Source organism: Subtercola boreus, from assembly GCF_003399635.1.
Lineage (GTDB): Bacteria > Actinomycetota > Actinomycetes > Actinomycetales > Microbacteriaceae > Subtercola > Subtercola boreus_B.
In genome coordinates this window covers 1-26,798 of sequence record NZ_NBXB01000021.1, presented here as the reverse complement: position 1 = coordinate 26,798, position 26,798 = coordinate 1, and the positions used below count along the sequence as shown (strand labels likewise).

At 65.1% G+C, this 26,798-nt stretch carries 23 protein-coding genes; 7 read left to right on the top strand and 16 right to left on the bottom strand.

Going from position 1 to position 26,798, the window contains the following annotated elements; all coding sequences use genetic code 11:
- Positions 1 to 11: 11 nt before the first annotated feature.
- From B7R22_RS07095 to B7R22_RS07050, 10 genes are all read right to left on the bottom strand, one after another.
- Positions 12 to 1,691 carry an AMP-binding protein gene (locus B7R22_RS07095; protein WP_172582256.1) on the bottom strand — a complete coding sequence of 560 codons (1,680 nt, stop codon included), beginning with the start codon at positions 1,689 to 1,691 and terminating at the stop codon, positions 12 to 14.
- Positions 1,684 to 3,030, bottom strand: coding sequence for an MSMEG_0565 family glycosyltransferase (locus B7R22_RS07090; protein WP_116411081.1), 1,347 nt, complete (start codon positions 3,028 to 3,030; stop codon positions 1,684 to 1,686). Before B7R22_RS07090 ends, B7R22_RS07095 begins: the two co-directional genes overlap by 8 nt.
- Positions 3,031 to 3,033: 3 nt before the next feature.
- A complete protein-coding gene (locus tag B7R22_RS07085) occupies positions 3,034 to 3,975 on the bottom strand; it encodes a carbon-nitrogen hydrolase family protein (protein WP_116411080.1) in 942 nt (313 codons plus the stop codon).
- A 31-nt stretch (positions 3,976 to 4,006) separates the two neighbouring features.
- Positions 4,007 to 5,461 carry an MSMEG_0569 family flavin-dependent oxidoreductase gene (locus B7R22_RS07080; protein ID WP_172582254.1) on the bottom strand — a complete coding sequence of 485 codons (1,455 nt, stop codon included), beginning with the start codon at positions 5,459 to 5,461 and terminating at the stop codon, positions 4,007 to 4,009.
- The gene (locus B7R22_RS07075) at positions 5,458 to 5,763 is read right to left on the bottom strand and encodes an MSMEG_0570 family nitrogen starvation response protein (RefSeq protein WP_116411078.1); all 306 of its coding nucleotides are present in this window, start codon (positions 5,761 to 5,763) and stop codon (positions 5,458 to 5,460) included. Before B7R22_RS07075 ends, B7R22_RS07080 begins: the two co-directional genes overlap by 4 nt.
- A complete protein-coding gene (locus tag B7R22_RS07070) occupies positions 5,756 to 6,778 on the bottom strand; it encodes a carbon-nitrogen hydrolase family protein (protein ID WP_116411077.1) in 1,023 nt (340 codons plus the stop codon). Before B7R22_RS07070 ends, B7R22_RS07075 begins: the two co-directional genes overlap by 8 nt.
- Positions 6,775 to 8,286 carry an MSMEG_0567/sll0787 family protein gene (locus B7R22_RS07065; protein WP_116411076.1) on the bottom strand — a complete coding sequence of 504 codons (1,512 nt, stop codon included), beginning with the start codon at positions 8,284 to 8,286 and terminating at the stop codon, positions 6,775 to 6,777. The genes B7R22_RS07070 and B7R22_RS07065 overlap by 4 nt, the downstream gene beginning before the upstream one ends.
- Positions 8,286 to 9,347, bottom strand: a complete 1,062-nt coding sequence (locus B7R22_RS07060) for an MSMEG_0568 family radical SAM protein (protein ID WP_116411075.1) — start codon at positions 9,345 to 9,347, stop codon at positions 8,286 to 8,288. Before B7R22_RS07060 ends, B7R22_RS07065 begins: the two co-directional genes overlap by 1 nt.
- Before the next feature lie 7 nt (positions 9,348 to 9,354).
- Positions 9,355 to 9,882: an MSMEG_0572/Sll0783 family nitrogen starvation response protein gene (locus B7R22_RS07055; protein WP_116411074.1), complete on the bottom strand. Its 528-nt coding sequence runs from the start codon at positions 9,880 to 9,882 to the stop codon at positions 9,355 to 9,357.
- Between the two features lie 90 nt (positions 9,883 to 9,972).
- A complete protein-coding gene (locus tag B7R22_RS07050; RefSeq protein WP_116411073.1) occupies positions 9,973 to 10,797 on the bottom strand; it encodes an amidohydrolase family protein in 825 nt (274 codons plus the stop codon).
- A gap of 170 nt (positions 10,798 to 10,967) precedes the next feature.
- Between B7R22_RS07050 and B7R22_RS07045 the strand changes: the two genes are divergently transcribed.
- The gene (locus tag B7R22_RS07045) at positions 10,968 to 11,792 is read left to right on the top strand and encodes an SDR family NAD(P)-dependent oxidoreductase (RefSeq protein ID WP_116411072.1); all 825 of its coding nucleotides are present in this window, start codon (positions 10,968 to 10,970) and stop codon (positions 11,790 to 11,792) included.
- A 280-nt stretch (positions 11,793 to 12,072) separates the two neighbouring features.
- Here B7R22_RS07045 and B7R22_RS07040 read toward each other — a convergent pair whose 3' ends face one another.
- The 3 genes from B7R22_RS07040 to B7R22_RS07030 form a co-directional block, all read right to left on the bottom strand.
- Positions 12,073 to 12,402, bottom strand: coding sequence for a putative quinol monooxygenase (locus tag B7R22_RS07040; protein WP_116411071.1), 330 nt, complete (start codon positions 12,400 to 12,402; stop codon positions 12,073 to 12,075).
- A 43-nt stretch (positions 12,403 to 12,445) separates the two neighbouring features.
- The gene (locus B7R22_RS07035; RefSeq protein WP_216363417.1) at positions 12,446 to 13,927 is read right to left on the bottom strand and encodes a mannitol dehydrogenase family protein; all 1,482 of its coding nucleotides are present in this window, start codon (positions 13,925 to 13,927) and stop codon (positions 12,446 to 12,448) included.
- Positions 13,928 to 14,005: 78 nt separating this feature from the next.
- Complete coding sequence (locus tag B7R22_RS07030; protein ID WP_253258938.1) at positions 14,006 to 15,178, bottom strand: zinc-dependent alcohol dehydrogenase; 1,173 nt, start codon at positions 15,176 to 15,178, stop codon at positions 14,006 to 14,008.
- A 164-nt stretch (positions 15,179 to 15,342) separates the two neighbouring features.
- Here B7R22_RS07030 and B7R22_RS07025 point away from each other — a divergent pair, with 164 nt between their 5' ends.
- Positions 15,343 to 16,356: a LacI family DNA-binding transcriptional regulator gene (locus tag B7R22_RS07025; protein WP_116411069.1), complete on the top strand. Its 1,014-nt coding sequence runs from the start codon at positions 15,343 to 15,345 to the stop codon at positions 16,354 to 16,356.
- Positions 16,357 to 16,400: 44 nt separating this feature from the next.
- Here the strand turns inward: B7R22_RS07025 and tal are convergent, their stop codons facing one another.
- The 3 genes from tal to B7R22_RS07010 form a co-directional block, all read right to left on the bottom strand.
- On the bottom strand, positions 16,401 to 17,519 hold the full coding sequence (gene tal, locus B7R22_RS07020; protein ID WP_116411068.1) for a transaldolase: 1,119 nt from the start codon (positions 17,517 to 17,519) through the stop codon (positions 16,401 to 16,403).
- 158 nt (positions 17,520 to 17,677) lie between these two features.
- Positions 17,678 to 19,180: a mannitol dehydrogenase family protein gene (locus B7R22_RS07015; protein WP_116411067.1), complete on the bottom strand. Its 1,503-nt coding sequence runs from the start codon at positions 19,178 to 19,180 to the stop codon at positions 17,678 to 17,680.
- A 111-nt stretch (positions 19,181 to 19,291) separates the two neighbouring features.
- Entirely contained in the window at positions 19,292 to 19,999 is a 708-nt protein-coding gene (locus B7R22_RS07010) for a nucleoside/nucleotide kinase family protein (RefSeq protein ID WP_253258933.1), read from the bottom strand.
- A 203-nt stretch (positions 20,000 to 20,202) separates the two neighbouring features.
- Here B7R22_RS07010 and B7R22_RS07005 point away from each other — a divergent pair, with 203 nt between their 5' ends.
- The 5 genes from B7R22_RS07005 to B7R22_RS06985 all read left to right on the top strand — a co-directional run bounded on the left by B7R22_RS07005 (position 20,203) and on the right by B7R22_RS06985 (position 26,615).
- Positions 20,203 to 20,931 (top strand): SDR family oxidoreductase, encoded by a 729-nt coding sequence (locus B7R22_RS07005; RefSeq protein WP_116411066.1) that lies wholly within the window; start codon positions 20,203 to 20,205, stop codon positions 20,929 to 20,931.
- A gap of 200 nt (positions 20,932 to 21,131) precedes the next feature.
- Positions 21,132 to 22,253, top strand: coding sequence for a substrate-binding domain-containing protein (locus B7R22_RS07000; RefSeq protein WP_116411065.1), 1,122 nt, complete (start codon positions 21,132 to 21,134; stop codon positions 22,251 to 22,253).
- Between the two features lie 79 nt (positions 22,254 to 22,332).
- Positions 22,333 to 23,388: an ABC transporter permease gene (locus B7R22_RS06995; RefSeq protein WP_253258932.1), complete on the top strand. Its 1,056-nt coding sequence runs from the start codon at positions 22,333 to 22,335 to the stop codon at positions 23,386 to 23,388.
- A complete protein-coding gene (locus B7R22_RS06990) occupies positions 23,385 to 24,185 on the top strand; it encodes an ATP-binding cassette domain-containing protein (RefSeq protein WP_116411063.1) in 801 nt (266 codons plus the stop codon). Before B7R22_RS06995 ends, B7R22_RS06990 begins: the two co-directional genes overlap by 4 nt.
- Positions 24,186 to 24,308: 123 nt before the next feature.
- Positions 24,309 to 26,615, top strand: a complete 2,307-nt coding sequence (locus B7R22_RS06985; RefSeq protein ID WP_216363416.1) for a ricin-type beta-trefoil lectin domain protein — start codon at positions 24,309 to 24,311, stop codon at positions 26,613 to 26,615.
- Positions 26,616 to 26,798 lie beyond the last annotated feature (183 nt).

Genomic DNA, 26,798 nt, shown 5'->3' with positions numbered 1-26,798 from the left:
CCGCCGTCCCGTCAGGAGTACGACGGCGGAGCGCCGCGCTCGGCGCGCTCGGCACGCTCGCCGCGCTCGGCGCGCAACAGGTGACGGCGTACCTTGCCTGCGTCGTCGCGCACGGGCTCCGTCGTGAACTCGATGCGGCGCGGGCGCTTCTCAGGGTCGAGCCGCGGCCGCAGCCAGGTGAGCAGCGCTGCCTCGGTAACCGGCTGGCCGACCCCCAAAACCGTGCCGTCAGCGCGCACGCCCGACACCATGCCCGTAGGGTCAGCCGCCGCGCCACCCACGCCCGCAGGGCCAGCCGACACGCCGCCCACGTCGACCAGCGCCACCACCACCTCGCCGAGGTCGTCGTCAGGCAGTCCGAAGACCACGGCCGAGCGGATGCCGGGGTGCTCCTCGAGCACCCCCTCCACCTCCGCGGGGTAGACGTTCACCCCTCCCGTGATGATGAGGTCGTCCGCGCGATCGGCCACGTAGAGGTAGCCGTCGGCGTCGAGGTGGCCGAGGTCGCCGAGGGTGTCCCAGCCGTCCGGGCGCAGCTGCGCCGCGCTACCCCGGTACGAGTAGGTGGGCCCTCCCGACCGCCTCATCATGATGCGGCCGGTCTCGCCGATGGGCAGGGGGCGATCATCCGGCCCCCAGATCTGCATCTCGGATCCGGCTCCCGGACGCCCGACGGAACCCGGATGCTCGAGCCACTCCCCGCCCGTGATAGTGGAGATGCCCTGCGATTCGGTGCCCGCGTAGACCTCCACGACGCGGTCGGGGCCGATCCAGTCGATGAAGGCGCGCTTCAGCCAGGGCGGGCACGCCGATCCGATGTGCAGGATCGATTCGAGCGAGCCAAGGTCCGAGGCATCCTTCACCGCGGCCGGCAGGCGCCAGATGCGGTTCATCATCGTCGGCACGAGCGGCGCCCAGGTGATGCGGTGAAGGCCGATGGCCTCGAGCACGCGGCGTTCGTCGAAGCGCGGCAGGATCACGAGGGTGTGCCCTGTCATCAGCCCCCGCATCGCGTAGGTGAACGGCGCCGAATGGAACAGCGGGCCCGAGACGAGTTGCACGGCCTGCGCCGGCACGAACGAGGCGACGCGGCCCTCGGGGTCGACGTGCGCTGACGCCGCAGCGAGAATCAGCTTCGGACGCCCGGTGCTCCCGCTGGAAGTGGGAGCCTTCCACGAGGCGGCTGCCGCGTCGGGGAGTTCAGCGTCGGAGAGGTCCGCGCGCGGTGCGAAGCCCGGCGGGAGGTGAGGCACGGCGATGGATGTCGCGGCCGACGGTGTTGCGACGCCGCCGGGTTGCGCGGCGGTGGTGGGTGAGGCGGCGGCAGCGGGCACGGCCGTGCCGGGCGCGGCGTCCAACCCGACGACCAGCGCGGGCCGCGCGAGCGCCAGCACAGCGGCCCGCTCTGCGGGTGGCAGACGGTAGGAGAGCGGCTGGGGGGTGGCGCCGAGCTTCCAGGCGGCGACGCAACTCTCGACGAACTCCACGGAGTTCGGCAGGGCCACCGTGACGAACGAATCGACGCCCACTCCGAGCTCGGCGTAGGCGCGGGCGAGACGGTTCGTGCGGAGGTCGAGCTCCCGCCAGGTGAGGGCGGTGTCGTCGTCGCGCGCGGCGATGGTGTCGGGATGCTCCGCCGCCAGCCACGAGATCGCCCGCGAGATCGACATGCGCGCCACGGCGCTAGGCATCCGCTGCGGGAGGCGTGGGTGCCGTGACCGCTGGCCCGCCCGGAGCCACCGGTCCGAACGCCGAGCGGGCGATCAGAGCGCGATACAGGTCGCGGTGGCTCTCGGCGGCGGATGCCCAACTGAACGTCCGCGCCAGCGCCCGCCCGCGCTCGGGATCCCAGCCTCCCTCCCCGGGCGCCGCATCCTCCTCAACCCGTCGAAGGGCCCCAAAACGCTCCAACGATGGTGCGGACGAACGATTTGCGTCCCCTGAACGCGCGGGAAAGGCGGAATCAGGAGTGAGAGAGGTGGCGGCGGGGCGCGCGGCGGCGGGGCGGGCGGGAGGCGCGGGGGCCCCGGGCGCCGGGCGGAGGGCGAGCAGGCGCGCGAGCGCCGCCGCGATGCCCGCGACGTCTGAGGCGTACGAGACCGTGCCGCCGAAGACTTCCCGCAGCACGGGGAGGTCGCGCGCGACCACGGGCACGCCGGCCGCGAGCGCCTCCATCGCGGCCAGCCCGAATCCCTCCTTCGTCGAGACGAACGACAGCACGGCCGCGCCCGCCACGAGGGACGGCAGCTCGTCGTCGTCGACCGTTCCGAGCAGTTCGTACGACACCCCGAGCTCCGCCGCCCGCGCCTCGAACCGCGCGCGGTACCCGGAGTAGTCGAACAACGTCTCGCCGCCCGCGAACACCAGACGGGCATCCGGAACCGCGGTCTGTACGAGCGCGAAGGCCTCGAGCAGGTCGATGCTGCCCTTCCGCGGTTCGATCCCGCCGACCGCGAGCACGTAGCGCCCGAGCGACCGCTGCCAGCGGGCGACGGCGGCAATGGCATCCGGAGTCGCGCCGGCCGCGGCCCCGAAACGAGCGGAGTCGACTCCGTTCGGGATGACCGTGGCGGCGAGCCCCCAGCCCTGCTGCACCTCGGCCGCGACGGCCGCCGAGACGCAGATCAACGCGAGGGGGCGCACGATCGCCCGCTCGTGGCAGGCGACGAGCTCGGGAGTCGTGAACGTGTCGAGGTGGTGCACGGTGCGCACCGAGCGATCCACCGCGTTCGCCGAGATGCAGTCCTGAGCGTGCACGATGTCGTACAGATCGGGGGTGAAGGATGCCCGGAGGCTCTCGATCGAACGGAGAATGCGCTCCCCCACCGTCTCTCCGTCTTGCGCGGTGAACGGCACGACGCACAGACCGACCCGCGGATCGACCCGGCGGAAGAAAGTGCGGTCGCCGCCTCGTCCGAGCGTCCAGACGTCGACCTGCTCGCCCGCAGCGACAAGCGCCTCGGCCAGCGCGAGGGTGTGCACGACACCGCCACGCGGCTTGGTCGAGTAGGTGAGCAGCGCGATGCGCACGGTTCAGACCAGCCCGGCGAGCGGGACGGATGCCCGGGCGGGTGCGTCTCGGGCGACACCGTCGAGCGCCGCCGCGCCCGCGCCTGCCACTCCACCCCCCACGATCCCGGGGTGGTACGCCCCGACCGCCCGCTCCCGCAGGTGGTGGAGCTTCCGCCTCGCGCGTCCGACCTCGTGCTGCACGTCGATGTGCGCCACCGCGAGCGCGCCCTTGTTCCACGTCTTCGCGAGCACGTCGCCGCCCGGCCCGACCACCTTCGCCTGCCCGAGGAAGCGCAGCCCGCCCATCACCCCCGTCTGGTTGGACGACACCAGGATGACCTGGTTCTCGGCCGCGCGAGCGCAGTCGTAGAGGTCGAAGAGCCGTGACTGCCTATCTTGCGGCAGCCGTTCCGCTCGGTTCGTGGTGCTCGCCGGCCATGCCGAGAGGCAGGCGATGATCTCCGCGCCGTCAAGCGCCAGCGACCGGGCAGCCTCGGGGAACGTCTTGTCGTAGTCGATCAGCATTCCGATCCGGCCCACAGGCGTGTCGAAAGCCGTGAACGAGTCGCCGTGGTCGTAGACGAGCGACTCCCCGAGCGGCTGGTGCACCTTGCGATGCACCCCCAGCACGCCGGTCGAATCGACACACACCGACGTGTTGTAAAGGTGCCGGCCATCCGCCATCGCGACCTCCTCGGTGAACGCGAGGCACACCACCATGTCACCGGCCCACTGGATGATCTGGCCGATCTCCGGCCCGTCGATCGAGACCGACGGCGGCAGCTCGGCCGGGTCGGGGCTCGCCAGGCTCGCGAGATAGCCGCCGAGCGTGGCGTCGGGAAAGACGAGCAGGTCGACGTCCTGCGAGCGCGCATCGGAGATGATGCCCTCGATCTTCGGCATCGCGCGCGAGATGTCGCGCCCGAAGTGCGCGGCGACGGCGGCCAGCGTGATTTCTGCCATGGAGTCGAGTGTACGAGCGAGCGGATGCCCGTCAGGCTCCCGCTGCGGAGGGGACCGTCTGCCGCGCCAAAGTGGGCGCCCCCGCGACATCCGGTGCCGCACTCGCTGCCATCGCGCCGCCAGCCACCGCTCCCGCCGCCTTCGCCGCACCCGCCACCTTCGCCGTACCCGCCACCGTCGCGCCGGTCGCCACAGCACCCGACCCGCCCAGCGCGCCACCGATCGCCCCCGCCACGTACTCCGCATCGCGCGCGATGCCCGCGAACCGGCCGGAACCCCACGTGTGCAGCCACGGCAGCCCGAGGAAGTAGAGCCCCGGAATCCCCGTCACGCCCCGCGTGTGCGTCGGCTGGCCGACCCCGTCGAACACGCCGACCCGGATCCAGCTGTAGTCGGCCCGGTAGCCGATCGACCAGATGATGGTCGACACCTCGTTGATGGCCAGGTCGAGTTCGGTGGCTTCGAACGGTGGACGCCACACCGGGACATACCGCGCCTCGGTGGGTGCCTCGATCCCCTCCCGCACGATGTAGCGGTCGATGTCGTTCTTGATCGACTCGGCCACGGAGTCCGCGTAGTCGAGCGACGTCGCCAGGTTGGGCGCGAACTGCAGCGAGGTCCCGTTCGCGCACTTCAGCCGGCCGTAGAGCCTCATACCTTCGAGCGCGAACTGGCGGAGGTCGACGTCCCGCCCGCCGTCGCGACCGGTGAAGTAGTGGTTCGTCTTCTCGCGCGCGGCGAGCCCGCCGGGCTGGAGCTCGACGGGGATGTCGTAGACGCCCATCGCGTCCAGCCAGTCGAGGCTGTCGCGGCCCCGATAGAAGCGCGGGGCGCGCGGGGCGCCACCCACTGCGAGATGCACCTTCCGTCCTTCGAGGTGCAGGTCTTCGGCGATCTGGGCGCCCGACTGGCCGGTGCCGACGACCAGCACGGCCCCGGGCGGCAACGCGGCGGCGTTCTTGTACTCCGAGGAGTGCACTTGGGTGATCCACGGCGGCAGGCGTTCCGCCGAGGCCGGGATGATCGGCCTGTGGTACCCACCGGTGGCGACGATCACGTTGTCAGCCGTCATCGGCCCCGCCGAGGTGCTGAGCGAGAACCCGCCGGCGGCACCCTCGGTGAGCTGGTCGACGGAGACGTTCTCGCGCACGGGCGCGCCGAAGAGCTGTGCATACTCGCGTACGAAGTCGTGGACGAGGTCGCGCTTCATGAACCCCTCGGGGTCGTCACCCGCGTACTCGTAGCCCGGCAGCCTGCACTGCCAGTTCGGGGTGACGAGGGTGAAGTTGTCCCAGCGCCCATCTTTCCATTCGTGCGCGATCGTGCCGCGTTCGAGGAGCACATGCTCGATGCCCTGCTGCGTGAGGTGCCAACTTGCGGAGAGCCCGGCCTGGCCGGCCCCGATGATGACGACGGTGTGGTGCTCCGGCGCTGGCGCAGCATCGGTCGCGCCGGGGGCTCCGGATGACCGGCTCTCCCCGTTCACGGGTTCACCCCGAGCGGCGGCACCATCGCGAGAACCTCGACGCGGGCATCCGGAGCCGCGGCGAAGCGCGACGCAACCACCGCGATCTCGCTCTGCTGCTGCCGGGCCGACGTGCATTCGAATCCGTACTTGGCCCGCACCCGTTCGCTTGCCAGATCGAGAGCGGTATTCGTGCGGTAGACGAACTCGGCGAGCGGGTAGCTCTCGCCCACGAGAAGGTGGTCGTGCATGACCAACGACGGCGAGTAGCAGTCGGCCACGCTACCGTCGGGCCAGCGCACGGTGAACGTCATTTCAGGCATGGGTGACCTCCGGCTCGGATACGAACGCGTCGGTGTCCCGTGCCTGAATAACGGTCCGCTCGGCAGCGGCGGGGGTGGCGGAAACGGCCTCGGCGTCGGTGGGTGTGGCGGCGCCGACGGGCGGGGAGGCGGCGGGCGGGGCGGCGGCAGGCGGCTCGACGACGCGGTAGGTCGCGGGCATCCGGTCGCGCAGGTGGAACATCGAGCGGCGCGCGGTGCCGAGCAGCTCGGCCACGTCGACGGAGGCCACGGCCATCCCGCTCGCCGTGCCCGTGGTGGCGAGGATGTCGCCACCCGGCCCGACCACCTTCGCGTTCGACACGAACCGCAGCGAACCGAACGTGCCGCTCTGGTTCGACGCCACCCAGACGATCTGGTTCTCGAGTGCGCGGGCCTGGTCGAAGAGGTTGAAGCGTTTCGTCCAGCGGTCCTCGCTGAGGTCGTCGCTCGAGGCGGTCTGGGAGGCCGGCCAGGCCGAGATGCACACCACGATCTCCGCGCCGTCGAGGGCGAGCGATCGGGCGGCCTCGGGGAACGCCTTGTCGTAGCAGATCAGCAGGCCGATGCGGCCGACGGGAGTGTCGAAGGCCTCGAAGTCGGTCCCCGCGGCGTACGACATGTTCTCACCGAGCGGCTGGTGCACCTTGCGATGCACCCCCAGCACGCCCGTGCCGTCGAGCGCCACAGCGGTGTTGTAGCGGAGGTCGCCGTCTGCCTCGCAGAACCCGACGACCACGACGACGTCGCCGGCCATCGCGATCACCCGGGCGAGCTCCGGCCCGTCGAGACGGAGCGCCGGCGGCAGCGAGTCGGGACGACGTTTCAGTGTTGCCGCAACATCCCGCCCCCCGCCGAGGCTCGACAGGTATCCGCCGAGTGCGGCTTCGGGCAGGGCGAGCAGCGCGACGCCCAGGGCCCGCGCCTCAGCGAGCAGGGCCCCGATCAGGAGGTAGTTCTGCTCGAGGTCGCGGCCGAAGTTCTCGGCCACCGCCCCGACGCGCACTGCGTTCGTCATGCTCGTCCCAATCCGGTGACCGTGGAGTCGACCACCGTCGTCAGTTCGCCGTCAGGCCAGCGCAGGCGGACGCCCCGCTGGTGTGTCATGGTGCCGCACTCGGCCGAGGTGGCGAGGGGTGGATGCTCGGCGGAACCTGCACGACCCGCGCTGCCCGCACCCGCGCCCGCAGCCCGGTCACCCGCGGCAGTGAGCGCCGCCGCCATCCGTCCGGCGCCGGGCGCGTCGGCCGTCACCATCCCGAACCCGGGGAAGCACGTCATCCAGTCGGCCATCCCGGCAGCTTCCGGCCGCGGGATGTCGGCAACGCTCACCTCGGCCCCGACACCGGATGCCTCAGCCATCATGCCGATCGTGCCGACAAGGCCGGCCATGCTGATGTCCTTCGCAGCGGCGGGCCGGGCGGTCGGCACCAGCGCGCTGAGTGCACGGAGCTCAGCGCCCGAACGGCCCGACGTCGAATCCCACTGGGAACCTTCGTACCCGCGCCGCCAGCCTCCGCTGAGGTCGGCGGTCACCGTCAGGGCGTGCCCGGCGCGGGCGCCCCCACCCCGCACGGGAGCAGAGGTGCGGCCAAGCGCCGTCACGCTGAGCGACGCGGGCACCCCGAGCTGCGTGTGCCCACCGAGCACCGGCACGCCCCACGCTTCGGTCGCGTTGCGGAGGCCTGCCATGATGCGCCGGGCGAAGGAGGCGTCGCGGGCACCGAGCGAGTCGAGCACGCCCACGGGCGTCGCCCCCATCGCGCTGATGTCGTTCAAATTCACCAGGATCGCGCACCAGCCCGCCCACTCGGGGTCGCGCTCCACCATCGCCGGCAGGATGGCGTCGCACGCGGCGATCACGTCGGTGCCGGGTACGGGCGCACCGTCGTCGCCCACGTAGTCGGGCCCGCCGAGGGAGAGAGGATGCGCGTTCACCCAGCCGCCGAACGGGTCGAGCAGCGCCTCCAGGTGCGCCTTCGCGGAGTCGGATGCCCGCTGGATCCGCCCGATCGGCCAGCGGAGTCTCACGTGCGGGGCGCCGGCGACGGTCGCTTCACCGATCCGTTCCCAACCGAGTCTTGCGAACATCCGCTCGGCTGCCGGCTGCACCGTCGCCTCGAACCGGAGCACCCCACGGGCCTCGGCGTGAGCACACGCGGCCTGCACGAGCGCCGGGCCGATGCCGAGCTGACCCCGTGCGGCACGGGCGACGACCAGGCGGGAGCCCGTCCACCAGCCGAGGTCGACGTCGGGCGTCGCCGGGGCGAGCCGCACCCCGCCGAGCACCGTGCCGTCGGCGGCCCGCGCGACCAGCACGACGGTGCGCGCATCGAGATCGAGCTCGTCGAGATCGTGCCCCTCGAACAGCCCCTGCTCCTCGACGAACGTCTCGCGGCGGAGCAACCGGTACGCCTGCACCTCGGCGGCGTCGGCCTCATGCACCAGGTAGGGCACCGGAGCGGCGGCGACCCCGGAGGGCACCGCCCGCGGCGCCCCCGTCAGGAACGGGACGTCGACGCTCATCAGGCGCCAGCCGTCTTCAGGATGCTGCACGCACCGCAGGCCGCACAGCCGGCCTGCTGGTCGGCCCCGTGCATCCCGGCCGCCACCAGCGACGCCCCGACCCGGCGCGAGATGTCCTCGAGCACGAGCCGGTTCGGCGCGGGAACGTGGTCGACATCGGTGGCGAGCGTGCCCTTCAACGGTCGGAACGGCACGACGAACGGATACACCCCCATGTCGATGAGCTCCTGCGCGCCGGCCACCATCTCGTCCGGATCCTCACCCATCCCCACGAGCAGATAGGTCGACACCTGGTTGTGGCCGAACACGCGCACGGCCTCACGCCAGGCCGCGCGGTACTCGTCGAGGGTGACCGAGCTCTTGCCGGGCATCCACTTCGCCCTGACGTCGTCATCCATCGACTCGACGTGGATGCCGATGGACCGTGCCCCCGCCTCGTAGAGGTCGGTGATCGTCGCGAGGTCGCCGGGCGGCTCGCACTGCACCTGGATGGGCAGGTCGGGCAGCACCGCGCGAACGGCGCGAACGCAGCGGGCGAGATGTTTTGCACCCCGATCCTTGCCGTTCGAGGTGCCCGTCGTCATCACCATCTGCTGGATGCCGTCGAGCTCGTACGCGGCGAGCGCCACCTCGGCGATCATCGCCGGCGTCTTGACCGCGATCGTCGAACCCGAGCGCAGCGACGCCTCGATCGCGCAGAACCGGCAGCGGTCGGTCTCGCCGTATCGGATGCACGTCTGCACGACCGTCGTGGCGAGCACGTTCGCGCCGTGGAGCCTGGCGATCTGCTCGTACGAGACGCCATCGGCGGTCGAGAGGTCGTAGAACTTCGGCCGGGTGACCGGCACGACGTCGAGACCCATGTCCGCACCATCCAGAAGCAGCCGACCGTTCTTCACGAGATACGGGCTGTTCGAATTCTGCGGGATGGCCGCCTGCTCGCCACCGAACATGACGTGCGCGTCGTCGCTCGGGCCGGCACCGGCCTGCCGTGTGACAGGAGCATCGACCCGGATGCCGCGGATCGCGACATCCACTCGGGTGGAGAGGGCGTTGGACATGCTCGGCCTAGAAGTTGTAGGTCGAGTTGATGATGGCGCCCTTTCGGGCGTAGTGGATGAGGGCGTCCTGAACATCGAGCGGGTGGGCCGGAATGGCGCCCTCGATCAGGTCTTCCTCGCGGAGGCCGTGCAGCGACAGGCCGAAGCGGCAGACGAAGACCCGGCCGCCCTCCTTGATGAACGTCTCGAGCGAGCCGTTGATGTTCTGCTCACCCGGGAAGGCGCTGTCGCCGGTGGTCGGGAAGCCGCGGGTGGCCATCGCGTTCATCGCGCCGGGGCCGTAGAAGTAGATCGCCGACTCGAACCCCTTGCGAAGTGCACGGGTCGCCTGCAGGATCGCCACGAAGCTCACGGATGACTCGTGCGCGATGCCGTGCACGAGCGTGAAGTACGACTGGCCGGGCTCGGCCTGGTAGTCGGGGAAGATCTTCGTCGACCCGTAGATGTTGCTGCCCTTCGGGAGCGACGGGTGGGCGATCTCGCCGATCGACGTGGCGATGTTCTCGGTGATGGTGGTTTCGATGTCGTCTGACACGGTGTTTCTCCTTCGGGGTTGGGTGGAGCTTCAGGCGTGCATAGTTCAGGCGTGCGGTGTTCGGGCGTGCGGTGTTCAGGCGTGCGGTGTTCAGGCGTAGAGCGTTGCGAAGTTCTCGCGCAGAAAGAGGTCTGCGAGTTCGGTGTCCTTCACCGCGGCGTGCATGCGGGCATACTCACCCTCGTGGTCGCCCCACGGGGCGTCGCTGGCGAACAGGATCCGGTCTTCGCCGAACCCCCGTCGCTCGATCTCCTGCACCAGCCAGCGTGGGGCGAATCCGATCGTCCAGCTGGTGTCGGTGTAGACCTTCTTGCCGGCCGCGATCCAGTCGAAGAGGCGGCCGCCGATGAGCTTCAGGTTGCCACTCATGCCGCCGCCGAGGTGCACGAGGTGGATCTTCACATCGTCGCCGTACTTCTCGACAAGTGTGCCGACCTGATCGATGTCGGATGCACCGCCCGGCGAGGTGTGCACGTGCACCACGAGGTCATGCAGCTTCGCGGTTTCGAAGATGCGGTCGAGTGCGGAAGCGCAGGCCTCATCGGTGGCGCTGCCGCCCAGCAGAAAGCTCGTCTTCAGTGCCCGCACGCCCTGCTCCCCGGCCAGCTTCAGGGCGTTTTCGGTAAGCAGGATGTCCTCGGGCCGGGGTGACACCCACAACCCGCAGACGATCCGCTCGTTCTGCTGGGCCGCCTCGATGGCGAGCGGGTTCAGATCAAAGGCCGCCGACGCGAGCGGCACCCCGTAGTTCGGCAGCACCAGGGCGCGATCGGTCTGTTCGGCATCCACATCGGCCATGAACTCGGAGATCGTCGCCCGCGCCGTCGTATCGGGGTTGATCGCCGGGCCACCATAGAATGGATACGCCGGGAGAACACCGATGTGCCGGTGGGCGTCTGAGGTGGTGGGGGCCATGCAGTCAAGTCAAAGTCGCGGCTGTTTCGGCTTGGTTTCATGCGGAATACGGTCGTGTTTCGGGGAGGCCCGCCGTGTGAACACTGGGTGCATCGGCGATCGGCGACAATGGAGATGAACCGGATGCGCAACCGCGCGGCCCCGGCAGGTCGCCCCTCGAGGAGAGATTCATGCCCCAGAGAACAGTCGTCATCACGGGTGCAAGCGACGGCATCGGTGCCGCGGCCGCCCGGGCCCTGAAACGGCGCGGAGACGACGTCGTGATCGTGGGGCGCTCCCCCGCGAAAACGAAGGCCATCGCCGACGAGCTCGCAGTGCCGTTCTACGTCGCCGACTTCGCGAAACTCGATGACGTGCGCTCACTCGCCGCCTCGCTGCTCGCGAACCACGACCGTATCGACGTGCTCGCCAACAACGCGGGCGGTCTCCTGTCTGAGCGAGAGGTGACGATCGACGGTCTCGAGAAGACGATGCAGGTCAACCACTTCGCTCCCTTCCTGCTGACGAACCTCCTGCTCGAGCGCCTCGAGCACTCTAAGGGTGTCGTCATCAACACCGCGAGCATCGCGAACAGCCTCTACGGCAAGATCGACATCGACGACCTGAACCTGGAGAAGAAGTACCGGCCGAACCTCGCCTACGGCAATGCCAAGCTCGCGAACATCCTGTTCACCCGGGAGTTGCAGAAGCGGCACGGGAGCGCGGGCATCCGAACCGCGGCATTCCACCCCGGAATCGTCGGCACCAGCTTCGCGGCCGGCTCGACGTCGAACCTCCGTTTCGTCTACCGCACCGTGCTCGGTCGCCTGATGATGAGCCCGGAGAAAGGCAGCGACACGCTGGTCTGGCTGGCGACCACCGAGCCCGGCGCCGACTGGGTGCCCGGTGAGTACTACGAGCGCCGCAAGATCCAGAAGGCGACGAAGCAGGCGTATGACCCTGCCTTGGCGGCTGCCCTCTGGGACGCGAGCGAGCGGATGGTCGGGCTGGCCTGACCCGGCCAGGGGCGTCTTCCGCCTCTGCGTGAGCTACCCGGCTGGTGAGCTAACCGGCTGGTGAGCTAACCGGCTTCAGACTCCGACCGCATCCACGGGCGTTCCGGTGTTCACGCTGATGAGCGTCCTGGCTGCACACGGCTCTCAGTTCCCCGAAGGCGTTGATGACTTCGAGGAAAATGCTGTACCGACTCTTGAGCGACACTCCAGACGCCTGGCGCAGGTCGTCCATCCCGACGGTCTGGATGCCTCGCGCGTCCGCTTCCCGTAGGCCATCTCATCAACAGCAGGGTCTTGGCTGGAGGCGGCTGAGGCTGGTGAGGAAGTCGGTGAGGCTGGTTAAGTTTGTCGTTTCGGTTGTGATGTGGGTGCCGATTTCGTTGTTGAAGGCTGACCCGTACGGCGCAGCAAGATGTTCATGGAACGCGGCGTCGTCCGTGTATCGTTCCAGGACGAAGTATTGCCGTGGATTGGTGGCGAGGGTGTACGGGAGGAACAAGAGATTGCCGGGCTCAGCACGCACGTTCTTGGTGAGTTCATGCATCATGGTGGCGACCCGATCCTCGTGGCCGTCATGGACGGTGAATTCTGCGTAGAGGTCGACTGTCATGGCTTTTCTTTTCTGAAGTACGGGGCTCGGCGCAGCTTGGTGGTCACACGCTTCCGAGCATGGTTGACAGGGTTTTGGTAGTTCCGTCGCGCGCGATGCTGGCGCGAAGATGAATGTACGACGAAACAAATGAGGGGCTGTTCGGCAAATCAAGGGTGCTGAACGCGGCGACTCTGAGGAGTCCGAGTCCGTCGGCCGCATCGAGCCCGTCCCGGTCGTTTCTGCTGAGTGAGGGCTCGGTGGTGCCCAAAGGTTCGCCGTTGTCGTCGGTTCCGGCAAGGTAACGGTCGTAGCATGCGAACAGGAACGCTTCGCGTTCTAGCACTTTTCCTCCGTTGATCAGCTCGGTGATTGTTTGGCTGTGAAAGACCGGGATTTTGGCTGACCCGTCGGTGGCGATGCGGATCAGTTGATCGCCGACTGCGGGGTTCGCGAACCTGTCAAGGATGAGGTTTTTGTAGTCCGGAAGTGACACGCCTTCTGGTTCGATCAACAGGGGCAGCACGTCGTGTTCCATGAAAATGTCCAAGAGGCCCCGCAGCCCCTGGTCGGCCATCGCGTCGTGCACGAGGCGGTAGCCCATCAAAAGTGCCGGGTAGGACAACAAAACGTGCGAAGCGTTCAGCAGGCGGCCTTTGACAGTCTCGAAGAGGGTGACGTCTTCACGCAGTTGCACGCCGACATCACCCAGGTCTGGGCGGCCTGCTGGGAAGTGGTCTTGCAGCACCCATTGCAGGTAGCTTTCGCTCATCACAGGGATGAGGTCCTCAACCCCGGTCGCGCTGTTCAGCCTGTCCCGGTCTGTTGCACTGACGTAGGGGGCGATCCGGTCAACCATCGCGTTCGGGAATGAAACATGCTCAGCGATCCAGGCGGCCAGGTCCAGATCGATGGCGGCAGCGTAACCGAGGATAGCCTTTCTCGCAGTATCGCCGTTGTGGCGGAGGTTGTCGCAGGAAATCACTGCGAACGGCTCTATGCCGTTGGCGCGGCGGCGGGCGAGCGCGGTGGCAATGAATCCGAAGACGGTGCGGGGCGGGTTTCCTGCGAGATCGGCTTGCACGTCCGGGTTGGTGAGAACGAATTCTTTGGTCGATTCGTCGAGGTTGTATCCGCCCTCGGTGATTGTCAGTGAAACGATCCGCACGTTTGGCTCGGTGAGCTGGTCAAGAACTGCTTCAGGGTTGGTTGGGGCATGCAGGTAGGAAACGATCGAGCCGATTACCCGGGAGTGCGAGCTCCCGTCGGGGGCGAATTCGGTGAGGGTATAGAGGCCATCTTGCCGGTGGAAGGCGGCCGCTTTCTCGCGTGATGCGGCGGTGTCGCTGATCCCGATGCCCACAATGCCCCAACCTTCGTTACCGGGAAGGTGCAGGCAACGATCGACATAGACGGCTTCGTGGCTGCGATGAAAGTTGCCCACCCCGAAGTGCGCGATCCCGACCCGCACGGCGCTTCGGTCATAAGTTGGTATGACGGTTTCTGGAGCGAGCTGATGCAAAGTTTCGGTAGACAGGTGAGTCACAGCTGTTCTTTCCAATCGGATCTTCTAGGGGCGGGTGCGGGAGCATCGTGGTTGTTTCGTGACCCGTTACTGTCACGTTTAGGTGGATCGCCATTCGCTCTCGATCTGTCGGGTGAGAACGACTTTCACCTCTTCGCCTGCGGCGGACGCGGCGAAGGCTTCGGCGACGTCAGCGAATCGGTATTGGGCTGTGATGAAGTCCTCGACGCGAACTTTTCCGGCCTGGATGATTTCGGTGGCCAAGGCGTAGTCCTCGGGCATGTAGGTGGCGCTGCCTTGGATGCGGACCTGCAAGTCCTGGATTTGAGGCAGCGCAACGCTGACTGGTTTGGCCGGCACCCCGACGATCATCACCGTGCCGGCCTTCAGCGCCAGCTGAATGGCCTGGTCGACGGTGGATTGAATCGAGACGCAGTCAAAGACCACATCGGCGCTCTCGCCGAGTTCCGCGCGGATCGCCGACACGACATCAGCACGGGCGGCGTCGATGACTGCGTCAGCGCCAAGCCGAAGCGCCCGGACCCGTTTGCTTTCTAACATGTCGGTCATCACGATGGTTTCTGCTCCGGCGTAGCGGGCCGCTGCGAGCACGAGCAGACCGATCGTTCCTGCGCCGATGATGGCGACTTTCTTTCCTGCCACTCCCCCGCTGAGCCGCACGGCATGCACCGGGGTGGAGAGCGGTTCGATCAGTGCTGCCTGCAGGTCGGACATCCCGCCAGGCACGACGTGGATGCGGTTCGCGGGAATGGTGAAGAAGTCGGCCATCCCGCCCTGCTCATAACCGCAACCGAAGAAACGCAGGTTTTCGCACAGGTTGCTGCGATTCGTGGTGCACATTTTGCACGTCCAGCACGGCAGCGTGGGTTCCACTGTGACATGGTCACCGACGGCGACCCCGGTCACCTCCGCGCCGATCTCGCGCACGATTCCGACAACTTCGTGACCGGGGAAATAAGGCAACGGCACAAACGGATGATGCCCGGCCGCAGCATGCGTGTCAGACCCGCAGACACCGGTGACTGTTGTTTCCACCAACACCTCCGCAGGCAAAGGTGCAGGTTTGTCGGTTTCGATCAACGCGATCTCACCGGTTCGCACGACGACACGCTGCATGGTTTCATGGCTCATTGGTTTGGTTCCTTCTAAGAGATCGGCCGCCTGGCGTTGCGCTGTAAAACGACTGGAATTCGGACCCTGGGTTGCCAGGAGACACTCCTGCTCCTGGGCCGAGAAGCGATTCAGCATCATCACTGAGACTGGATCTGACGTGTTCCGATGCTAGACGCAGAATGACATCGATGTCAATTGCTGTTGTCATCGGTGTCAGATAGAACTGAGATCAATTGGTGTCGCGACGGGTATGTTTCAGCAGCACCCGCCGCCGGTGCCGAGTTGACGGGAAAGGTCACAGCATGAGTACGATGCAAGATGTTGCCAAGCTTGCCGGGGTGAGCGCGAAGACAGTGTCCAGGGTCTTCAACGACGAATTGCATGTCTCTCCGGCGAAACGGGATCGAGTAAATGCGGCCATGGCCGAGTTGAACTATGTTCCGAATATGCTGGCACGCACGTTCCGGGAGGGGAAAGCGTCGGTGCTCGCCATCGCGGTTCCCGATCTTGGTGATCCTTTTTTCGCATCGATCATTCGGGCGATTGACCAGGTGGCCCAGCGGAACGGGCATGCAATCGCGGTGACGAGCTTGGGGCACGATGCCGACCGCGAACAACCAATCGTCGAAGCGTTGCTGCGCCGTCAGATGGACGGGTTCATCATCGCGCCGATCAGCAACGATCAGAGCTACTTGGCGAAATGGTTAGTGAATGTCCCACTGGTCTTTGTGGACCGGGAGCCAGCAAATATTGCCGCCGACCTCTTCGTCGAAGATGATAAAGGCGCCGCCCACGCCGCCGTGCAGCACCTCTTGCAGCACGGCCACACCGATATCGCGTTCATCGGCGACTCAGAGAACGTCATAACCACGAGGCGTCGGCTCGAGGGTTATCGGGAAGCATTGGCGGCTGCGGGAATTCCGCGAAGGCCCGAGCGGGTGTTACTGACGGAACCGGAGAACGCGAGCGAGCTGATTGCTGCGTTGCTGAGTTCCAACGATTCCCCGACCGCGGTGTTCTCGTCCAACTCCCGAACGTCTCAGGAGATCTTCCCCACCTTGCAACAACTGAACCAGCCCAGGGTGGCGTTGGTGAGTTTCGGAGATTTTCCCATGGCGGCTGCGCTGCAACCGTCGGTGACGGTCGTTGATCAAAATCCCGAACGTCTCGGCCGGGCAGCCGCCGAACGGCTGTTCGCCCGCCTTGACGAGCCGACGAAACGGTACCGCCGCCGAAACGTGTTCACCGCCGATCTCATCGAAAGGGCATCGTCAGCAGAATTTGTGGGCGAGGCGGCAGCGGCCCGCGGCCGCTAGCTCCGGGGTTGTGCCCGAACAACTCGGGGGCGGTACATCGCAGCTTATGTTGTCAGTCGGGTGAGGGCGGCAGCAACGGTCTGGCAGAGCTCGTCCCAGGATGCGGTGAATTTCTCGATTCCCTCTTGTTCCAGCGTCGCGGTGACGTCGTCGTAATCGACGCCGACGGCAGCGAGGGCGCCCAGCACGGCGCGAGCATTGGTGTAGCCGGCCCGGATGGTATCGGTTCGCACATCGCCGTGATCAAACGTGGCATCAAGCGTGGCCGCGGGCATGGTGTTCACCACGCCGGGCGCGATGAGTTCGGTGACGTAGGCGGTATCGGCCAGATGCGGACTTTTGACCCCGGTAGAAGCCCACAGGGGGCGCTGCCGGTTCGCACCGGCCTTCAGCAGCCGTACCGCTCCAGGCTCCGAGAAAGAGTGCTCGTACACTTCATAGGCGAGACGGGCGTTCGCGATCCCAGCCAAACCGGTCAACTTCAACGCTTCGGCGGTGCCGAGCTGGCGGAGCCTACTATCGATCTCGGTGTCGACGCGGGAAATGAAAAAGGATGCCACCGAGTGAATCTCGGCCAGATCCAGTCCTGCAGCTTCGGCTTTCGCCAAGCCCGCGAGGTATGCCGCAATAACGTCTCGATAGCGTTGCAGGCTGAAGATCAGGGTCACATTCACGCTGATTCCGACGGCGGTCACTGCGGTGATGGCGTCCAACCCTGCCCGCGTTGCCGGTATCTTGATCAGCAGGTTCGGCCGACCGATTTTCGCGTGCAGTTTCGCAGCCTCCCGGGCGGTTCCTGGCCCGTCATGGGCGAGCGCGGGTGCGACCTCGATCGAGACCCGGCCGTCGACTCCTCCGGTCTTGTCATAGATCGGCCGGAACGTGTCACAGGCGCTGACGACATCATCCGTCGTAATCTCGAACACCGCCTCTTTCACCTCGCTGCCTCGGTTGGCAAGAAGCTGCAACTGTCGGTCGTAGGCGCTACTTCCCGACAACGCTGCGGCGAAGATTGTGGGGTTCGTCGTCACCCCGGTGACGTTTCGGGTAACGATCAACGTATCCAAGGTGCCGGCGTCAATGGCGTGCCGGGAGAGGTCGTCCAACCAGATACTGACTCCCGCCTCGGTCAATGCTTGGGTGGGGCTGGCGGTGAGAGGCATCAGGTGTTGTCCTTCAAGATTTGGCCAGCATTGCAGGCACGGGGCGGTGCGTCCAGCACGGGGCGGACGAGAAGTAGAAGAACGAGTGTTGTCGGTGTCGCTCCGGATGTGAGGTGCGATGGTTTCCGCCGCAACGCTGGCTATTCGAAGCAGCAGAGTCACTGGGCAGCCGTTCCAAGCTCACCGAGAGCGTAGTGAACGCCGCCGCTCTGGAGTCGGCCGCGGGCAAGGAGGTAGGCGGTGCGGAATCGCTGATTCTCACCGAGATCAGCGAACACCTCTCGAACATCCAGCAATGCGCCTGGGGTTTCGTGCTCGGCTCGTGCCGCGGGGACGACAACCAGCGCCCGGTGGTCTTGGACGGGCAGCGGGCGCCCGTCTTCATCGTTGCGTTCCAGGAACCGGCTCCAGCCTGCGATGATCAATGCGAGATGGTCGATGCTGCCGCCAGCTTCGAGTTGGTCCCGGAGCACGGGCAGTAAAAACTTTTGGATCCGCTCGGACCCGTCAACGACTTGGCGGGCCAGAGTATCTGCGACCGCGGGGCTGGAAAATCGGGTGATCAGCTGGCGTCGGTATTCCGCGAGGTCGACGCCGGGTACCGGATGAAGCGTGGGGGTGGCTTCTGACAGCATGTAACCGGAGACGAATTGTGAAAGCGCCGGGTCAGAGAGTGCATCGTGCACGAAGAGGTGCCCGGCGAGGATCCCGAGATAACTCATGGCCTGGTGGCTGGCGTTCAAGAGGCGCAGCTTCATCCGTTCGTAGGGTTCGACATCCGTCACCAGTTGCACGCCGACACGCTCAAACGCGGGCCGACCGGCGGGGAAGGAGTCTTCGAGGACCCATTGCTCGAACGATTCGGCGACCACCGGCCATTCGTCCTCGATCCAGTATTCGCGGGCGACTTCGGCGCGCACCTCATCGGTAGTAGTGGGCGTGATCCGGTCGACCATTGAACTCGGAAACGATACTGATGCTTCGATCCACTCGGCAAGCTCCGGGTTCTTCAGTCGGGCGAAGGACACCAACGCAGTCCGCGCAATCCGGCCATTTCCTGGAATGTTGTCGCAGGACATCACCGTGAACGGTGCGGTTCCGTTCTCCCTCCGCAGGCGGAGAGCTTCGGTGAGAAACCCGAACACCGTGACGGGCGCCGCGCCTTCCCGAAGTTCCGCGCGGGTATTTTCACCAGTCGCGTCGAACAGACCCGTCGCGTCGTTCACGCTATACCCGGCTTCGGTGACCGTCAGCGAAACGATCCGAGTGCTCGGTGCGACCAGTGTGTCCAGAACTTTCCCCGGGTCATCGGGCGCGAACAGGTACCGGGTGATCGAGCCGATCACCCGCGCCGTCACCGCGCCTTCCGGTTCACGAAGGAGCAGCGTGTACAGGCCGTCTTGCCGCGTGAGCACGTCGCGCATCCGGGCATCCTGCGGCAACAGTCCCACCCCGCAAATTCCCCAGGACGGGTCTCCCCCGGCATTGAAGAACCGGTCCAGGAACATTGCCTCGTGCGAGCGATGAAACGATCCGACGCCGAAGTGCACAACGCCGATGCTGATGCTTGCCCTGTCATACGCGGGTGTTGCGACTCTCGAACCAATGCGGGCAAGGGTGGAGCCCGTCAACCGTATCGACGACGATGTCGGCGCCGTCATCGAAGCACCTCCCCGAGTGTGGAGAGGAAGGAATCTGGGGATGTCGAAAAGGTGGTCATGGGTGCTCTGTTCCGGTCGAGGTGAGTGTTTGGTTCGGATGCGCGGGTTCGGCTAGCCGACCAGGTCGATGATGAGGTCGGCGCGCTCTTTCGTGGCGCCAATCTTTTCGCCGTTTTTTTGATCCACCGTCTGCACCCAGCGCTCTGCGTCTGCGGGCGAACGCCCGAAGGCTTGATGGCGGAGCACCAGTCGGGCCGCTCTGACGTCATCAGGTACGTCCAGATACCAGATCTCATCAAGGGCAGCGCCCGCGCTCTGCCAGCCGTCGTCCTGGAAGAGGAGGTAGTTGCCCTCGGTGATGATCAACGGCACCCACGGGTCAACAGGTACGGCGCTACCGATCGATTCCTCGATCCCGCGGTCAAAGTACGGGGCGTATACGGTCTCCGTAGCGCTCCTGAGCCGGACCAGTAGCGCCGCGAAACCGAAAGAATCGAACGAGTCCGGGGCACCTTTCCGGTCCGCCCGACCCAAACGCTCCAATTCGGCATTGGCCAGATGAAAGCCGTCCATTCCCACCAGCACAGCATCGCCTGCCAACGCACCAACCAGCCGAGCGCAGACCGTCGACTTACCTGCCCCGGGCGAGCCTGTGATTCCCAATATCCGCCTCTGCCCCGGCACGATCATCTGCCGGGCCCGGACCGCGAGCTCCTCCACGTTCAACCGCGCCGATACCGGCCCGTGCCCAACAGGGCGCTGGCTCATCCGAGCTTCCATGGTATGTGTCTCCGTCATCTCGTCGTCGCCGATGCTCACGTCAGCAGTGACGTGCGTCGGTCAGAATGCCGAAGCAGAGATGCTGCCGCAGACCTTCGAACCAACCCGACGGGTCGACGCTAAACCCAAAATGTCATCGATGTCAATTTGATCCGATTTCTGAGTACACTAGCACCCGGCTGGCGCCCGACCACGCAGCGCTGTCCACGAACCATCAGTCCAAACGACGAAAGAGAATCACCATGACAGATTTCAACGGACGCAGCATTCTAGTGACCGGCGCCAGCGGCGGTATCGGCGGAGCCACCGTCAGACACCTGGTTGCGGCCGGCGCGAACGTCATCGCGAGTGGCCGATCGATCGAAGCACTCGACGCGCTGGCCGAAGCGACCGGCTGCCAGACCCTACCGTTCGACTTGACATCCGAAGACAGCGTCAGAGATGCCCTCGACGGGCTGGACCTCTGGGGAGTCGTGAACTGCGGGGGGTACGGCGGTGAAATCGCCAGCCCGACCGACACGAACATTGATGTGTTCGACAAGGTCATCAGTATCAATGCCCGCGGCAGCCTGCTGGTGACCAAGTACGCGGCCGCCTCGATGATCCGACTCGGCAAAGGCGGAGCGATTGTGAATGTGTCCAGCCAAGCCAGTCTCGTGGCGCTGACCGGACATATCTCCTATGGCTCATCCAAAGCGGCGCTGGATAACATCACCCGCGTGTCCGCGCTGGAACTCGGGCAGTACGGCATCCGCGTAAACAGTGTGAACCCCACCGTAGTGATGACCGACATGTCCGCGTTCTATTGGGGCCTACCCGAAATCGAAGGACCCTTCCTTTCCCAAATGCCGCTTGGCCGATGGGCGACCGAAGACGACATCGCGGCCCCCATCGTCTTCCTGCTCAGCGACGCCGCCGCCATGATCTCCGGAGTGTCGTTGCCGATTGACGGCGGATACACCGCCCGCTGATCGACCCACGGAGATCGATTCGGCGCGTCGCAGCCTGCTTCGCAACCCGAACCGCAACCAGCCACCGTGGCCGCCCCGGCGCTCGATCACGATTCGTGAAAGTTTCTGAAACTGAATTGACTCAATCGAAAACGTAGGGTAGACCTGTCATTTGACATCGATGTCATTTTCATTGATGTTCCACACACTGAGGGAGTTCAATGTTGAATCACACCATTTTCCGCAGCCGCCGCAAAACGATCTTTGCGCTCGGCGCCGTCAGCGCCATCGTCTCCTTGACGTTAGCTGGATGTTCCAGCGGCACGGGTACCGCGGGCGCCACAGGAACCGCTGACTCTGGACCAGTTGGGATTTCGTTGATCGTGAAAACGACCACGAACCCGTTCTTCGTCGCCATGGAAGACGCGGCCAAAGCTGAAGCGACCAAGAGCGGCAACGTGTCGTTGACGCTCGCCGCAGGCACCAAAGACGGCGACTCAGCGACACAGATCCAGGCCATCGAAGACGCCGTCTCCCGGGGCGACAAAGGCATCCTGATCACCCCCGTCGACTCCACCGTCAACAGCGCGATCGAGAAAGCCCGAAGCGCCGGGCTCTATGTCATCGCTCTGGACACTCCGCCTGACCCGGCAGACACGGTCGATATCACCTTCGCTACCGACAACTTCGCTGCCGGCAAAGCAATCGGGGCGTGGACAGCTGGGCAGCTCGGCGGCAAGAAGGCGGTCATCGGTCTGATCGATGATCTCGCCAACCAGGTCGTCTCGGTGGACTACAACCGCGATCAGGGCTTTTTGACCGGCATGGGAATCCCGGTCAACGATGCGAAGAAGAACGGTGATGAGGCGCCCACCGGTACGTACACCGGCGGTACCGGCGGCGACTACGTCATCGCGGGCAACGCAGCGTCCAACGGTGACCAGGCTGATGGCCGTACTGCGATGGAGACGCTGCTGTCGAAGAACCCGGATATCAATGTCGTGTACGCCATCAATGAACCCGCGGCGTACGGCGCGTACCAGGCCTTGAAAGCGGCCGGCAAAGACCAAAGTGTTCTGCTGGTCGCCATCGACGGCGGGTGCACGGGAGTGGGCCAGGTCACTCAGGGCATCATCGGTGCAACCAGCCAGCAGTACCCGTCGCAGATGGCGCAGCTCGGCATGGACGCTATCGTCAAGCTCGCAACCACCGGGGTGAAGCCCACGACCACAAATGGGCTGGACTTCTTCGACACCGGATCCAAACTCGTCACCGACAAACCCGTCGCCGGGTTGCCGAGTATTACCAGCGCCGAAGGCACCACCACCTGCTGGGGCAAGTAATCAAGAGGAAGGGCCAGGCCGCCCGTGTGCACCTGGCCCTTCCCCCTCATCGCACGAACAACGCAGTTCAGGAGCAACAGTGTCTAACGCCACCCAAACCGGGCCAAACCCCACCGCCGAGCGGAAACCGGTCGATCTGGCCGCCGAATTCCTTGACCGCAGCACCCCCCTCAGCCGGGTCAGAAACGCTCTACATCGTTACCCCGCGCTCAGCCCAGCGCTGGTACTGGTCATCGCCGTCATCGTTTTCGGCATCATCAGCCCCCGATTCTTCCTCGCCAACAATCTTTCCCTGATCACCCAGCAGGTCGCCGTCGTCGGCACCCTCGCTATCGCCCAAACCCTGATCATCCTCACCGCCGGCATTGATCTCTCAGTCGGCGCGATGATGGTGATGGCCACCATGGTGATCGCGCAAACAGCCACCCAAAACAACGTACCCGCCCCGCTGGCCCTCCTTCTCGGCCTAGTCGTAGGACTCGCCGCAGGCACCCTGAATGGGCTACTCGTCACCAGACTGAAACTTCCTCCCTTCATCGTGACTCTCGGCACACTGAACATCTTCGTCGCTTTGAACTTGCTGTATTCACACAGCGCCTCGGTTGTTGGCCAAGACCTCCCCAATCTGATCACCGCAACCGGAAACACCTTCAAAATCGGTGGAATCGGTATCACCTACGGCGTTGTCACGATGCTGATCTTGTACGTGATCATGGCGTTCATTATGAGTAAAACGGCGTGGGGCAGGCACGTATACGCGGTCGGCGACGATAAGGAATCAGCACGTCTCGCGGGCATTCGGGTGAACAGAGTACTTCTGAGCGTCTACATCGCCGCAGGCGCAATCGTTGCCGTTGCTGCGTGGATTCAGATAGGCCGCGCAGACGCCGCCAGCCCCAACGCCGGCGTAGACCTCAACCTCGACTCCATCACCGCCGTTGTCATCGGCGGCACCAGCCTGTTCGGTGGTCGCGGAACGATCTGGGGATCACTGCTCGGCGCACTGATCGTCGGCATATTCCGAAACGGTCTCGCCCTCGCTGGGCTTGACGTGCTCTATCAAACCCTCGCGGTCGGCGTTCTCATCATTGTCGCCGTCGCGCTTGATCAGTGGATCCGAAAGGTACGCAAATGACCCTCACCAGCCACGGCATCCCCGCCGGACGTTCCACCGCAGCAGAACCGACCCTTCGCGCAACCGGACTGGTGAAAACGTACGGCCGGGTCGTCGGCCTAGACGGCGTGGACCTTGAACTGTTCCCCGGCGAAGTACTCGCCGTGATCGGAGACAACGGTGCCGGAAAATCGACCCTGATCAAATGCATCACCGGCGCCGAAGTGCCCGACGAAGGACACCTGAACCTTCAGGGCAACGACGTACAGTTCAAACGCCCCCAAGACGCCAAACTCGCCGGCATAGAAACCGTCTACCAGAGCCTCGCCGTGTCCCCCGCCCTCGATATCGCATCCAACCTCTACCTCGGCCGAGAACTCCGAAAGGCGGGCATCCTCGGCAGCTTGTTCCGGATGATGGACACGAAGCTGATGCGCGCGAATTCCAAAAGCGAGCTCGACAGGCTAGGCATCTCCACCCTGCAAGACGTCACCGTACCTGTAGAAAACCTCTCCGGCGGTCAACGCCAAGCGGTCGCCGTCGCCCGCGCCGCCGCGTTCGGCTCCAAAGTCGTCGTCCTCGACGAACCCACCGCAGCCCTCGGCGTACGCGAATCCAACCAAGTGCTCGACCTCATCAAACGCCTGCGCGAAGAGGGAATCCCCGTCATCCTGGTCAGCCACAACATGCCCCAGGTCTTCGACGTCGCCGACCGCATCCACATCCAACGCCTCGGCAAACGCGCCGCCGTCATCACCCCCCAAAGCCACAGCATGACCGACGCCGTCGCGATCATGACCGGCGCCGCCACCAGCTAACACGAAGGCACCACCCGACACGGGGCCTGAAACCAACCCGCACACCGCAGTGCCGGGCCCCGAAGACGTCCGTTCCCGCACGCCCGCACCGATTCAGTTTCAACGACGAAAGTGAGAATGACAATGCGCCGAACCATCCAACCCAGGCACTACCGAAGGGCCGTCGCATTGCTGGCCTGTCTGGCCATGCTCCTCACCCTCGTTGTCACGCTCGGCGGCGGGGCGCAACGTGCTTCAGCCGGCGCGAACATCGACTACCCGGAATACCCGTACGCTGCAACCGACTACACCGAACCTCTACGCGGGCAGTTCCACTTCAGCTCTCAGAACGGCTGGATGAACGATGTGAACGGGCCCGTCTACTACCGAGGCACCTACCACCTCTTCTACCAGAACAACCCCCACGACCTCACCCACGGCACCATTCACTGGGGCCATGCCACCAGCACCGACCTCGTTCATTGGACCCAGCAACCCGTCGCCTTAGAACCGGGCGTCCACCCGGCCACCGACCTCGCCTCCGGCTCCGCATGGGTCGACGTCAACAACGTCACCGGATTGAAAAACGGCAGCGATGACCCCATCCTGCTCTTCACCAACACCAACGGTGTCAGCATCGCGTACAGCACCGACGGCGCGAAAACCTTCCAGATGTATAACGGCGGCCAAAGAGTCATCACTACCACATCGACCAGCCGCGACCCGAAAGTGCAATGGGACCCCGCCCACAACCGGTGGGTACTCACCGAATACGACGAAAGCAACGGTCACGGCGCCACGTTCTACACCTCAACGAACCTGCTCAGCTGGACCCCAGTGGGACGGTACGCAGGCTCCTGGCTGTACGAATGCCCCGACCTCTACCAGCTCCCCGTCGACGGCAACACCGGCAACCAGAAATGGGTGCTCCAAGACGCCAGCGGCCGCTACGTGATCGGCTCACTCGACGCCAACAGCGTCTTCGTCTCCGACTGGGCCACCCCGCAAACAATGGACAAGGCACAAACCGGCTACAGTTCACCGTCCACCTGGTATGCCGCACAGACCTTCAACCAGATGCCCAACAACCGCATTGTCCAAATGGCGTGGCAGCCCGGGAACCAAGGCGTGACCTGGAACGGCAACGCCTCCTTCCCCGTCGACATCGCACTGAAAACTTTCTCCGAAGGCATCCGCATCACGAGGAACCCCGTCGCAGAAATCAGCACCATTCACTCCAGCAGCCAGACCTGGGGCGCCAGCACCATCACCGCGAACGGCGCGAACGACCCGTTCGCGGGCATCAGCGCTGACACCTACGAAATTCAAGCAGAATTCGACCTCACCGGCACCACCGCAACCGACTTCGGATTCCAACTGCACAAACGCGCCGACGGAAGCAGCGACCACACCGTCGCCTACTCTGTCGGCGCCCAAACACTCTACGGCCAATCCATGCCGCCCACCAGCAACAACCACATCAAAGTACGGATGCTCGTCGACCGCGGACAACTCGAGGTCTACGGCAACGACGGCAAAATGGTCGTCAGCGACAACGTCAACTTCAACTCCGCCCCCACCAGCCAAGGCATACATCTCTATTCCAACGGCGGAACCGTGAACCTCGTCTCGCTCGCGTTCTACCGAATCGGGTCGACCTGGACCCCCGCACCCGAGGGCCGGGCACCCAGCAACGAAATCGTCTCAACCACGCAGCAATCCAAATGCGTCGACCGCGACACCGCCACCAACAAAGTACAAATCTACGACTGCCAAGCCCATCCCAACCAGGCCTGGTTGCTGAACAGCGACGGAACCATCACCACCGGCGGGACCTGCCTGCAACTACCACCCGGCCAAACAGCCAACGGCACCCTCCTGCAAACCGCGACCTGCGCCGGCAGCAGCAACCAGAAATGGTCCAGAGGGAACTTCGGCTCACTCATCAACCAAGCATCCGGACGCTGCCTTGACCTACCCAGCAGCAACTTCACAAACAGCACCCAACTGCAAGCCTATGACTGCGTCGGATCAGCAAACCAAAGCTGGGTCGGCCCGACGAGCGCATCTGCCGGAAGTACCGGGCGAATCACTTGGAACAACACCAGCAAGTGCGTAGACCTTGATGTCGCGTCCGGTCGCATCCAACTCTGGGACTGCAACGGTCACGCCAACCAGTCCTTCACCCTGAATGCGAACGGCACCCTCACCACCGGCAGCACCTGCGTCGAAACGCCCGCCGGCCAAACTGCCAACCACACCCTCGTCGACGCAGCAACCTGCACCGGCAGCACCACCCAGATCTGGAGCAAAGGAAACAGCAACACCATCATCAACCAGGCCACCGGCCGATGCCTGGACCTCGACAGCGGAATCACTACGAACGGTAGACAACTCCAAATCTACGACTGCGTCGGAGGCGCCGACCAAAACTGGAACGGCCCCGCCTAACCAGAAGCCCTGCGACGGAGACGGGACACCGACATCCCCACCTCCGTCGCAAAGGCGGGTCTGTAACGTTTTCGGTGTTTCCAGCATTTTTGGTTAGTAGGTTTCTGCTGCCGGCCAGCGGTCGGCGAAGGTGATCGCGAACGCGTTCAGCGCGGGTTTCCACCGCACTGTCCAGCGTGTCCT

What these genes read in the sequence shown, in the direction of transcription:
- B7R22_RS07095 (WP_172582256.1), bottom strand. Translation starts at nt 1,691, where the DNA reads ATGCCTAGCGCCGTGGCGCGCATGTCGATCTCGCGGGCGATCTCGTGG.
- B7R22_RS07085 (WP_116411080.1), bottom strand. Translation starts at nt 3,975, where the DNA reads ATGGCAGAAATCACGCTGGCCGCCGTCGCCGCGCACTTCGGGCGCGAC.
- B7R22_RS07075 (WP_116411078.1), bottom strand. Translation starts at nt 5,763, where the DNA reads ATGCCTGAAATGACGTTCACCGTGCGCTGGCCCGACGGTAGCGTGGCC.
- B7R22_RS07070 (WP_116411077.1), bottom strand. Translation starts at nt 6,778, where the DNA reads ATGACGAACGCAGTGCGCGTCGGGGCGGTGGCCGAGAACTTCGGCCGC.
- B7R22_RS07065 (WP_116411076.1), bottom strand. Translation starts at nt 8,286, where the DNA reads ATGAGCGTCGACGTCCCGTTCCTGACGGGGGCGCCGCGGGCGGTGCCC.
- B7R22_RS07060 (WP_116411075.1), bottom strand. Translation starts at nt 9,347, where the DNA reads ATGTCCAACGCCCTCTCCACCCGAGTGGATGTCGCGATCCGCGGCATC.
- B7R22_RS07050 (WP_116411073.1), bottom strand. Translation starts at nt 10,797, where the DNA reads ATGGCCCCCACCACCTCAGACGCCCACCGGCACATCGGTGTTCTCCCG.
- B7R22_RS07045 (WP_116411072.1), top strand. Translation starts at nt 10,968, where the DNA reads ATGCCCCAGAGAACAGTCGTCATCACGGGTGCAAGCGACGGCATCGGT.
- B7R22_RS07040 (WP_116411071.1), bottom strand. Translation starts at nt 12,402, where the DNA reads ATGACAGTCGACCTCTACGCAGAATTCACCGTCCATGACGGCCACGAG.
- B7R22_RS07030 (WP_253258938.1), bottom strand. Translation starts at nt 15,178, where the DNA reads ATGATGCTGAATCGCTTCTCGGCCCAGGAGCAGGAGTGTCTCCTGGCA.
- B7R22_RS07025 (WP_116411069.1), top strand. Translation starts at nt 15,343, where the DNA reads ATGAGTACGATGCAAGATGTTGCCAAGCTTGCCGGGGTGAGCGCGAAG.
- tal (WP_116411068.1), bottom strand. Translation starts at nt 17,519, where the DNA reads ATGCCTCTCACCGCCAGCCCCACCCAAGCATTGACCGAGGCGGGAGTC.
- B7R22_RS07015 (WP_116411067.1), bottom strand. Translation starts at nt 19,180, where the DNA reads ATGACGGCGCCGACATCGTCGTCGATACGGTTGACGGGCTCCACCCTT.
- B7R22_RS07005 (WP_116411066.1), top strand. Translation starts at nt 20,203, where the DNA reads ATGACAGATTTCAACGGACGCAGCATTCTAGTGACCGGCGCCAGCGGC.
- B7R22_RS07000 (WP_116411065.1), top strand. Translation starts at nt 21,132, where the DNA reads ATGTTGAATCACACCATTTTCCGCAGCCGCCGCAAAACGATCTTTGCG.
- B7R22_RS06990 (WP_116411063.1), top strand. Translation starts at nt 23,385, where the DNA reads ATGACCCTCACCAGCCACGGCATCCCCGCCGGACGTTCCACCGCAGCA.
- B7R22_RS06985 (WP_216363416.1), top strand. Translation starts at nt 24,309, where the DNA reads ATGCGCCGAACCATCCAACCCAGGCACTACCGAAGGGCCGTCGCATTG.